Consider the following 11,225-nt stretch of genomic DNA (forward strand, 5'->3'; position numbering starts at 1 on the left):
GTGGAGGGGCATGGAAGATTGAACAGAATGAATACTATCTTGTTCCTCAATGCGAAGAAATAACCCACTCATAGAATTATTCAGTTGATAATTTATACATTCTGATGTTGTTTGAAAATAATAACTTATGCCCTACTTATCTAAATTCACGTTTTCTTCTGGTTCTAATATATAAAAGGAGTTATCTAATCTGTAGTTAATGGGCAAGAATAGCAAAAAGTGTATTTTAAATCTGATATACATATATATGCCACAGGTGGTATGAAATCTTAAAATAACTTATTGATAGTTATGGTAAGTTAAAAATTGCTATTGATATGTGTTGTTTTTCGTACCAAGTACTGTTATTATGAAGGATGTGTGACCTTTGATGATGTTTTATTAAAATCTCGTCTATTTACCTCTGTTTGAGGGAGTGTAATGGCAACGAACGTCTGCTTGTTTGCCATTACACCTTTTCTTTTTCTCATCGTTTCAATTATTTAGTCGAAAAGAAAATGTCTCCGTAGTAGGCGGTGGCTGCCCGGCCGCTATTGTCGCTATCGGTCATGATGGCAATGGCGTCGAGGTAGCGGTAGGCCTTGCGGTTCTTGTGCTCGCTACCTTTATCACCGAACACATTAATAAGATCCTGATAAACGTTCCGCTTTTCTTTGCGCCATTGTGAGATGGTGTCTGTCGCTCCCCGAACCGCAATCATTTGGACTTTCTCGCCGGCAAAGGGATTACTCCAGCGTGAATAACGGGGTTGGTTGCTGGACCAAACATAATTAATGGCTTTCGTTGCAGGGTTTAGCAAATTATCGCCGATAACCAGATAGATCCGAGCCGCGAAGTCATCTCCGCTTTTGGTCGTCTCATTGATTCCACTTAACTGATCTTCTACCCGCCATGACCAATTGAGGTAGGGGGTCTCTTCGAGATCGATACGAATTGGTTTGGTGATAATAGTGGCACTATCGTTACTGGTTGCTCTGAGGACACGTTGTCCATCGAAAGGGACTACAACATATTGGGTACGCCCTACAAAATGCTTCACTTGCCATGAGGTCATTGACTCCAGACTAAACTGGGCGACTGGGAGTTCAAATGAGGCCAAGGCACGCAAAGGCAACAATAATAAGATGAAATATAGAAGTATTGGCATGAAGGTAATATTAGTCTGATAAAACTAGCTTTGCCCCATGCCCATCCATTATCTGTCTTTCAGCTTATGTTCAAACTACGAAAGGTGCTTGGCCAGCCTGTTGGCCAAACAAAGCAAAGTAAAGGTTGGTGGTAAGCCCCAAGCTTCAGGAATAACGGAAGCATCGCAGACAAATAGCCCTTTGATATCGGTTTCTAGGTTGCTATCCACAATATCACCGATGGCGGCACTGCCACCTTGGTGTGCCGCAAAATGATGGGTGCGATAGATGTGAGTGGCTCCTGCGGCTTTCAAAATAGATTCAGCGATTTCTGCCCCTTGGTTTAGTCGCTCTTTATCCTCATCGCACAGTGTCTTAGCCGCCCAATTAGGGCCAATTTTCCCTGTCAGGCTGTCTTTTGCTTTGACCATAATGGTCAATGTGTTATCGGCAGATAGCATCCGGTCAAACCGGCCAACTTGGGCAGTGAACAAATGGAAAAACGGCTTGGGCAGAGCAAGGTCTGACAGGACAATACCTTCATCAGGCAGGTGTAAGCCGGCAGCCATCGGCACTTCTCCGGCTTCAAACTTTTCATCGACAGCCCCCATCACTGCCACGACAGGGTCAATAAAGAACTGCTGTCCGGCTTCTTTAATCCCGCTTTGTTGCAATATCTGCGGTGAACCAATCCCACCAGCGGCCAAAATGATGTGCTCTGACAAAGCCAGGTGTACACCCCCGTTATACTGGTACTCAACACCAACCGTATATTGACCGAGTTTATGGTGATGCTCTGTCAGTACCTTGGTGACTTTTGCTTTGGTAATAAGTTGAGCACCGTTTGATACAGCGTCTTCCAAGAAATAACGGGCGGTCCACTTGGCATTATGTGGGCATCCATAACCACACAAATGGCAGTTCGCTCGGCATTGTTGGACATCGATCAGCTTGTCGAGCTTATGCCATTCAATCCCTGCTTTTTGTGCCCCTTGCCAGATGCGTTTTGCCCTTGGGCCAATGAGATTGTCAGGAAGGGGAGAGTAGGGCACAACCTGCTGCATTTCCTTGGCTGAGTCACGTAAATCAATACCGTAACGGTCGAACATATCAAATGGAGGAAGCATGGCAGCAGCATAGTTGATTGCTGAACTACCACCAGCGGTGATCCCGCGAATCAGCAACGAAAGGTCTTTGCCAACAAAAGCGCCTTTGCCAGGGATGGCTGCAATATTTGCCATTTGCCAGAAAGAACCTGTTAGCGGGGAGTTATCACCCCATTCAAGAACAAGAATCTTTTTCCCTTGCTGACTGAGTGATTTAGCCGCTGTTGCACCCGCTGGCCCGCTTCCAACAATAATTGCATCAAAAGATGCGTTTTCCTGAATTGCCATGGTTATGACCTGAACATTTAACTGTGTTAACTATATGACAAATAGGCACTTAATCCTATGCTTGTAACTGGCGATTAAAAAGCAGAATGATAAGTCTTCTGTATGGGTTGAGGCGCTTAGCTTACCAAACGTGACATTCAGCGCTGTAGGAGTAAACTGACGAGTTTTTTATTCCATATTGGAATTTAAGCCATGGATGGTGTGTAGAGAGGACAAAGCATGATCCATGACCGAGCCAGCCAAATGGTCATCTTCCATACCTTAGTTGAGGCTGGCAGTTTTACTGCCGCTGCCCGGACTTTAGGGGTATCAACTTCCCATGTTAGTAAGCAGCTAGGTGTGCTGGAGAGTGATTTGAATGTAAAGCTGATCCAGCGAACCACTCGCAGCTTAACATTGACAGAAGCAGGCCATCATTTTGCTGAGTATGCCAAACAGATTGTGACTGCCGTCAATGAAGCCAATGATACGATGGCTCAGGAGCGTGATGATGTAACAGGTGTGATTCGGTTGGGACTGTCCCAGTCATTCGGCACTATGCATATTATCCCGGCAATAGAGAAATTGCGTCAGTTATACCCTGACTTACAGGTTGAACTGAGCTTGTTTGATCACAAAGCCGATATGTTGGCTGATGGGTTGGATTTGTGGATCACCAACTTTGAGCATATCCCCGAGGGCTATGTTGCCCAGCGTTTGGCTGAAACCCGCTTTATCGTTACCGCATCCCCTAAATATCTTATTGAACACGCTGCACCCTGTCATCCGTCAGATCTTGCTAGCCACAATTGTGTGACCTACCAAAGCCGTCAGCGAGACTATAGCTGTTGGGACTTTAGCAAAGAAGGGGAATCTTTAACGGTGAAGGTCGCGGGTAACTATCGGGTTGATTTGGCAGAAGCGGTAAGGGATGCCGCCATTGCCGGTTGGGGAGTTGCCTATCTTGCCAGTTACTTATTAACCGATGAGTTTCGGGACGGGAAATTGATACAGTTACTACCTGATTGGACAGCTAATCAGACAATGCCGTTTTATGCTGTTTATCCAAGCCGTAAGCATTTGCCCCGCAAGATAAGCGCTGTTATTGATTTCTTTAAGCAATATATCGGAGAGGCCCCTTATTGGGATGAAGCACTGAAACCTTGGGTAAAAATCTAGCAACTGCCGATAATTCCAACAGTCGCTAGCAAATAATTGTTCGTGAAGGCATAAATACTTTTTCCATTTAGCAATAATAAGCAAGGTTACATATCTAAGTTGTTTATAATCAATGTTTTATGTTTATCTTTGTTTTTGGGGATTAGACGTGTAACAAACCAATAGCAAACTCACCTTGTACGCAATCCTTTGCTCTCTAGAATGCGCGGCTCAACATTTAGAGCAAAGGTGCTATTTTCATGTCGTCCTTACTGGGTATTTTCGCCATTCTGGTTATTGCGTATCTACTATCAACAGACCGTCGCAATATTCCTGTCAGAACAGTCTCACTGGCATTCGGTTTGCAAATCATTTTTGCCTTGTTGGTACTTTATGTCCCAGCCGGTAAAGACGTCCTAAATGCAGTAACAGCAGGGGTATCCAGTGTTATCGACTATGGCCAGCAGGGAATTAGTTTTCTGTTTGGAGGTTTGGCAACCGGTAGTGTTGGGTTTGTTTTTGCCATTAATGTACTGGGTATTATTATTTTCTTCTCGGCGCTTATCTCTGCGCTTTATCACATTGGCTTAATGCCGAAGGTGATCAATATTATTGGTGGTGCTCTTCAGCGCTTGTTAGGCACTGGCCGCGCGGAATCACTATCAGCAACAGCAAATATTTTTGTTGGTATGGTTGAAGCGCCGCTGGTGGTTAAGCCATACCTGACAAAAATGAGTGATTCGCAATTCTTTGCGGTGATGACTTGCGGTCTGGCTTCGGTAGCTGGTGGTACCTTGGTGGGTTATGCCTCCCTGGGCGTGGAATTGAATTTCTTGATTGCAGCGGCATTTATGTCGGCACCAGCAGGTTTGTTGATGGCAAAAATGATGGTACCACCAAGCGACAAGGGCAACGATGAAGACGAAATCACTTCTGTTGAACTGCCTCGTGCAACCAATGTGGTTGAAGCCTTGGCTGACGGCGCGATGTCAGGTGTACGTATTGCCGTTGCGGTAGGTGCCACGCTATTGGCCTTCATCAGTGTAATCGCGCTGCTTAATGGTCTCTTGGGTAATGTTGGCGACCTGTTCGGTATTCAGTTGAGCTTTGAAATTATACTAGGATACTTGTTTGCACCTATTGCCTTCTTGATTGGAGTGCCTTGGAACGAGGCATTAGTCGCGGGATCTTTGATTGGTAGCAAGGTTGTAGTTAACGAATTCGTCGCTTTTATCCAAATGATGGAAGTGAAAGAGCAGCTTAGCGAGCACTCACTGGCGATTGTAACTTTCGCCTTGTGCGGTTTTGCTAATGTTTCAACCATGGCAATTTTGATCGGTGGATTGGGCAGTCTAGCCCCTGAGCGCCGTACCTTCATTTCTAAAATGGGTTTTCGTGCGATTGCTGCAGGTGTATTGGCAAACTTGATGAGTGCCTCTATTGCAGGCGTTATTCTGTCGCTTTAACCGTGACACGAGTTAAAAAATGATGTTATCAACCTTCTAATGTGAAGGTTTGATATAGGTGGAAGGGGAGAACGATAGTTTTCCCCTTTTTTCATAAGGTTATATAGAAGCAAGGGAGATGAGTTATTAGGTTTACTTAGCTAAATTGGGTTGCTAATGTTATTTGGTAAGCAAAATAATACTTATTGAAAAGGATGACAAAATGAAAGTGATAGCCTTCGCCGCAAGCAACAGCAGCACCTCCATAAATAAACAACTTGTCACCTATGCCGCCTCGCAATTGGAAGGCATCAATGTCGAAGTGTTGGATCTCAATGACTTCGAATTACCATTGTTTAGCCAGGATAAAGAGAACCAGCTTGGACAACCCGCGCTCGCACAGGCTTTTCTTAATAAGGTTCAATCTGCAGATGCTTTGCTGATTTCATTTGCTGAACATAATGGGTCTTACACCGCTGCCTACAAAAACTTGTTTGACTGGGTATCACGCATTGAGCCAAAAGTGTATCAAGATAAGCCCGTTGTTTTGCTATCAACATCACCGGGCCCTGGCGGGGCAAAGAATGTATTGGCCGCTGCCGAGGCATCAATGCCATTTTTTGGCGCCGAAGTGAAGGCGACGCTCTCAGTACCGAGCTTTTATGACAATTTCGACCCTGAAAATGGCGGCATCATTCACCCGCACTTGAATGATAAGCTTGTTACGACAGTGCAGCTTCTTCAGTAATAGTGACTTCAGTAACAACTGCTTTATTTACTACTTTATGGTTAGCTTGACGCTTATTTATAAATGCCCTTGTGATATTTTCACAAGGGCATTGATCTTACTTTCATAGTTAATCTATTTTCAAATTTGGAAATTTTGATTAATTAAATCAATTGATACCTTTTAAATGCATATAACAATGCGCCTTAAGGTTATGATATATATTGGTTTTAACTGCCTTTCTTTTACTTTTTATAAAATACAAATACCTTCCTGTACCTATTCATTCATTTAATGTCTTGAACCTGAACAAATGCTGAACATATAATCCACCCCCAATAAAACAGCGCTCAATATTTAGTGCCATTACGAAATGCTTGCGATAAGGCCTTATAAAATGAAATACCGATTAATTATAGTGATGATAGCTGTCGGGGGAATCCTGACTGGCTGTGGTGGTGGCGATTCCTCTTCGAATTCCCAATCTGATAGTGCTACCAAACAATATGGCCGTCAAACTCAGCTGAGCATCAGCGCTGGTGAGTTGGAAACACTTCAAGCAGTGAAATATGCCTCCAATAAAGGGGTAGGCATGCGTACCCCGTCAAATTTTGAGAAGTAGAGAATATAATGAAAAAAACGATAATCAGTGCTCTTCTTATCATGACGGCTACACATGCCAATGCCACTCCAAACGTACAAGGTTATTACCAATCAAAAGAACTTATTAATTATGCAGTTAATAAGATTCAGCAAAATAAAGCTGAATACTTTATGTTGGATTATGCCTTAACATTACCGGCCAGCAATGAAGCTCAAATAACTGAATACAATACCGCGATAGGCCATTTTCAAGCCCATAATACAGATGTGAGCGAAGATGCATTCATCAACATCGTGAACAAAGTGAACCCATCAGCACTAGATGATCATCAGTACGTATGTCGGGTTGATGTGAATGGGACAAAACTGGCTTACATCGCTAAGCGTGGTCAGGCGTGTGATGCGAATTATGACTCTGAACCACGTGCTATTAGCCAAGTAGGTACCAAGATTTCCTTCTTCCGCCGTTGGGATTTCGACCCAACTTCCCCACATTTTGATATTCAGAGTTACGATATTGATGAGTTAACAGGGCGTGAAGTGATCACCCAAGATTATTTCTTAAAATTTGAAGGTCACTGGATTGGCACATCAGTACGTGTCATTAAGGCTGATGTTAAAATGGACTCTGGCCGTAATGAAACCAGTTATGACGTGGCAAGCTATCAATATTCGGGTCCGAGAAGTGGCATCATTTCTGGGGGCGATAGCTTGCTCTATAGTGATCATCCTTATTACATGAGTGAGTCTGATTCAGATTTCTCAACCAATGGTGATGTGAAAGCGATTACTGAGACAAACTTTAATACCGTAAGTTTGGTTGATGGCCCTTATCATGGTCGAAACCTAAAGACAGACAATATTCATTATGAATTTAATCGTGATTTTGTTAAGGCTTACCATCTTGAGAATGGAGATACCGCGTATTTTGTCTCTGACCCGCAGAGTTTGGCGATTGATAAATCCTTTACCGGTCCATTTGATAGCTGGGTTTGGCAGGATGAAACGGAGCAAGATGCTGAAAGGGACACAGACCAAGCGAGCGGCGGTGATTGGGTAGCTCATGCATTTAATAACACCCATAACTTAATTAGCTTGAGTCCAACCTATTGCATGATCGAGGATATTGCCCTAGGTCGCCCTGTTACCGAGTACCACTCGGCGGATGGTACGAGTCTTTGGAATCCATCTATGTATGATTGCGGAGCGCAAGAACAAGGTACAGAAGCCAAGGTCTACACCCATTTTATCAATGGTAATGGTGACGAAGTTTCGTTCGAGTCACTAAGGCAAAGTGCCAAAGATATTTTGTATGTGCGAAAGCAACATAAACAAGGTGAAGAGCCTTTGCTAACAAAAGAGGATGCGCTTGGTTTGTTAAACTCTGCAAGGTACCAGGATATTAAAAAGGAACTCAGTCAGCGTTACCGTTGGTCTAAGCCGTATGATATTTTGAAGTAAATTGAAAAACAGCGACTCACTGAGTCGCTGTTTTTGTCGAGGTGTTAGTTTACTTGTTACTCACAAGTAGCAGCTCCAATATTCTCCCATACCGATGCGACGCCCGGTTCTTCAGCTTTGGTCCACCACTGGGCTTTCCAACGATAGTCGTTATGATTTACTTCGTCACCGCCATTGTAGGCAACACCAGTGTTCCAGCCGAATTCAACATCACTGATCAGTTTCCATTGATCGGCCGTTTCACTTGGCTCGTTGTTTTGCGTCCAGTATTTCGCTTCCCATACCAACTGGTCATGACTGACTTGGTCGCCGGTATTGTAGACCGCACCGCCAGACCAAGCAGGGTAGTTACCTGCGTTTGGATCGGTAACATCACACTCATTACCTCCCGAATCTTTTGGCGACACCGTGACCAAGGTTTGTGCTTGAGCATCGAAACCACCATCTGAAACCAAGACTGATACCGTTGCTTGTGTAGCTTCTGTTACGGTTGGCGCCTTTAGGGTCAGTGAGACAGTGCCTTGGCCTGAAACAAGGGTAAAGCCTTGAGGGATAGTCCAGCTGTAAGTAAGAGGATCGCCGTCAGGATCATCGGCTTGAGCATTCAAGGTGAAGTTATCCTGTGACTCAATGGATAGCTCAGCAGGCAGCGATACCGTCGGTGGTTGGTTCTCCTGTTCAGCCTTGTTGGAAATTGTCACTGTATCAGTATCCGTCAGACCTTCTTCATCGGTGACCGTTAGAGTGAAGGAGTAACTGGTATCAGCATCAGTGGCAGGTACAGAAACGGTTGCTTGTACCTCAGTACTCCCTGTTATTTGTACAGATTCACCAGCCGTTTGCTGCCAAGAGTAGCTGATCGTTTGTTGTTCAGGGTCGTAGGAGTTAGAGCCATCAAGAATGACATCGATAGGTCCAGCCACCGTTTGATCGACACCGGCATTGGCATGTGGCGGTTTGTTTTCTGGTGGTGGAGTGACACCATCGTCACCATGACCTAATCCTTCGTGCATGGCATTGAGGATGTCACCATTATCGGCGTCAACCTCCCATGCGAATAGGCCAGCCAAGCCACGCTGTTGAACGTAGTTACCTTTTGCTTTTACAGCTCTGGTATTGTCGTAAGAGATAAGCTCCTTGGTGGTAGGGTTCCACTTGTAGGATGCTTCTGCTTGTTCGTCATAGCGATCTTCCCAGCCATTGCCTGAGTGGTTGTCGGCAATATCACGGTAGTCCAGTACACCGGCTTCCCATGTACCATCAATGCCGCCTGTTGCCTGCCCGGTCATTGGGTTATCACCGGTATAGTTGTGAACCCCTTTCCAGCCCCTGCCATATTTGGGTACGCCTATCACTAACTTCTTCGGATCAAGCCCTTGTGCCAGAAGATCATTGACACCACGATCTGTAGTGTGGGTGATTGCCGGGTTGTGGCTCGCATCATACAGCCCAGCCTGATGACCAAGGTTATTCAAGTCGAAGGCACCGAACATGTCATAGTTCATTAGGAAGATGTAATCCATGTATTGTTGGGCGCGGCTATAGTCAACGACCTCAATCTTTTTGACATCGACCCCAATGGCAGACGTTAGCTCATAGTTACGGTCTGTTTCGGCGGATAACTCATCTAACATTTCACGCAACTCTTTCATCAGCGTGACATACAATTCACCGTCTTTCTCTTTGTCTCCTAGCGTCGGGTGGGCACCATCACCACCAGGGTATTCCCAGTCGATATCGACACCATCAAAGAGCTTCCATGTCTGTAAAAATTCTTTGACCGAGTTAACAAAAGTGCGTCGTTTTGCTTCATCATGCATGAAGTAGAATGGGTCCGATAAGGTCCATCCGCCAATAGAAGGTAGGATCTTCAAATCTGGGTAGGCTTGTTTGAGCGCCATCATCTGGCCAAAATTACCCCTGTATGGATCGGCCCAATCACTGACGCCTTGCTGGCCTTTTTGGATCGCAGCCCAAGGGTCATGGATAGCAACTTTGAAATCATCACGTCCCGCACACGCTTTTTGCAACGCTTCGAAGCTGCCAGGGATTTGCTTTAAGCTGTCATTGATGCCGTTGCCGCCACAGATTGGGGTGAAACCGTAGATGATATGCGTGAGGTTTTGGGCTGGAACCTTATCGATAGGGAAGGCGCGATCATATACGCTCCACTCAACGAAATAGGTGCCGACAACCTTACCTGATTTATTGGTGTAAGGTTTATTGTTCTCTTGCAGAACCGGTACCAGCGGAGCGAGGTGGCTGCCATCGGTATCTGCGATTGTGAGTTCGACACTGCCACTTTCACTGCAGCCATCAGCGTTACACAGTTCAACGGTCATGTCATAGACACCCCCTTTGCTGACGTCGAACGTAGCGCTTTTTACACTACCGTTGCCAGTCCAAACCATATCGCCATCAAGTTTTACATTGACTGTTTCTGCAGGATCGCCGCTCCATGTTTGCCAAGAAACCGTCACTGCAACACTGTCATGAACGCCAACCACGATTTCTTCGTAACTGCTTGCATCGCGGTTCAATTCGACAAGGGCGTAGGTGTACTCACCCCAATCGATGGTTGGTGCGCCGGGGGCGGCGGCATAGCTTATTGAGGATGAGAGTAAGCCGCCAATTAACATGGCTAGATTAGACTTTTTCACAGAATGAACTCCATTTACATAAAACGGGTAATGGTTTGTTGAGCGGGATAAAGTGGAAATCTATTTATAAAATGAGAAAAACAGAATCCATTAATATTATTCGCGCTCCATTTGCTTTAATAAATACGAGTACAACGAAAGGGAGAAAACTCCACTTGAGGTAGCCCCGCTATCATAGAAAAATCTTTAGACCGGAAGCTTTGCGTCCTAAATTTTCATTTAGTTTGCCGTTGTCACAAGTACTATTAAATGTGTAGCAAAGGCGCTTATTTTGGTCAAAGAAAAATCTATTTTTTAATTAAAATACCAGCAAAAAAGTGTGGGCATGTGAGCTTGCTCCATGAACTTGAAGATTAATAATAATTCAATTAAATGATTGAATTTAATCGGTTTGGTGATCTATATCTAGCAAATTGGTGCGACCAGTATGATTGATTTACAAACTGTCCCTTGTTGTTGGTGGTGTCAATAAAATGCTGTGTTAAGCTCATATCAATTGTTGTTATGAAGTTCATGTGTTGTATTTAAATGATGAATTTTGGTCTGTTTTGAGTGATTCAAGGCAGCCCACGTCAGTTATCATTGATCTTTTGGTTTGATAAATTAGTGGATTTTCGATTAATTAATTGTAATTTCATGGATTTATATATTTTTGACTGGGGGGTCTCTTT

At 44.5% G+C, this 11,225-nt stretch carries 8 protein-coding genes and 1 riboswitch; of the genes, 5 read left to right on the forward strand and 3 right to left on the reverse strand.

The genetic code is table 11. The features are described 5' to 3' along the window. Window positions 1-478: 478 nt before the first annotated feature. Both BIZ37_RS26820 and BIZ37_RS26825 read right to left on the reverse strand, forming a co-directional pair. Window positions 479-1,054 carry a DUF3047 domain-containing protein gene (locus BIZ37_RS26820; protein WP_222939847.1) on the reverse strand — a complete coding sequence of 192 codons (576 nt, stop codon included), beginning with the start codon at window positions 1,052-1,054 and terminating at the stop codon, window positions 479-481. Window positions 1,055-1,222: 168 nt separating this feature from the next. After that, window positions 1,223-2,521 (reverse strand): FAD-dependent oxidoreductase, encoded by a 1,299-nt coding sequence (locus tag BIZ37_RS26825; protein ID WP_187464133.1) that lies wholly within the window; start codon window positions 2,519-2,521, stop codon window positions 1,223-1,225. A 219-nt stretch (window positions 2,522-2,740) separates the two neighbouring features. Here BIZ37_RS26825 and BIZ37_RS26830 point away from each other — a divergent pair, with 219 nt between their 5' ends. The 5 genes from BIZ37_RS26830 to BIZ37_RS26850 all read left to right on the forward strand — a co-directional run bounded on the left by BIZ37_RS26830 (window position 2,741) and on the right by BIZ37_RS26850 (window position 7,894). After that, window positions 2,741-3,679 (forward strand): LysR family transcriptional regulator, encoded by a 939-nt coding sequence (locus BIZ37_RS26830; RefSeq protein WP_187464134.1) that lies wholly within the window; start codon window positions 2,741-2,743, stop codon window positions 3,677-3,679. A gap of 239 nt (window positions 3,680-3,918) precedes the next feature. Next, window positions 3,919-5,124 (forward strand): NupC/NupG family nucleoside CNT transporter, encoded by a 1,206-nt coding sequence (locus BIZ37_RS26835; protein ID WP_187464135.1) that lies wholly within the window; start codon window positions 3,919-3,921, stop codon window positions 5,122-5,124. Between the two features lie 202 nt (window positions 5,125-5,326). Then, complete coding sequence (locus tag BIZ37_RS26840; protein WP_187464136.1) at window positions 5,327-5,851, forward strand: NADPH-dependent FMN reductase; 525 nt, start codon at window positions 5,327-5,329, stop codon at window positions 5,849-5,851. 376 nt (window positions 5,852-6,227) lie between these two features. Further along, window positions 6,228-6,452, forward strand: a complete 225-nt coding sequence (locus tag BIZ37_RS26845; protein ID WP_255526923.1) for a hypothetical protein — start codon at window positions 6,228-6,230, stop codon at window positions 6,450-6,452. Window positions 6,453-6,460: 8 nt separating this feature from the next. Beyond that, complete coding sequence (locus BIZ37_RS26850) at window positions 6,461-7,894, forward strand: porin (protein ID WP_187464137.1); 1,434 nt, start codon at window positions 6,461-6,463, stop codon at window positions 7,892-7,894. A 56-nt stretch (window positions 7,895-7,950) separates the two neighbouring features. Here BIZ37_RS26850 and BIZ37_RS26855 read toward each other — a convergent pair whose 3' ends face one another. Beyond that, window positions 7,951-10,533 carry a glycosyl hydrolase family 18 protein gene (locus tag BIZ37_RS26855; RefSeq protein ID WP_187464139.1) on the reverse strand — a complete coding sequence of 861 codons (2,583 nt, stop codon included), beginning with the start codon at window positions 10,531-10,533 and terminating at the stop codon, window positions 7,951-7,953. A 177-nt stretch (window positions 10,534-10,710) separates the two neighbouring features. Further along, window positions 10,711-10,793, reverse strand: a riboswitch (cyclic di-GMP riboswitch). Window positions 10,794-11,225: the final 432 nt, after the last annotated feature.

Origin of the sequence: Photobacterium sp. BZF1, assembly GCF_014349205.1 — a bacterium.
In the GTDB taxonomy this organism is placed as follows: domain Bacteria; phylum Pseudomonadota; class Gammaproteobacteria; order Enterobacterales; family Vibrionaceae; genus Photobacterium.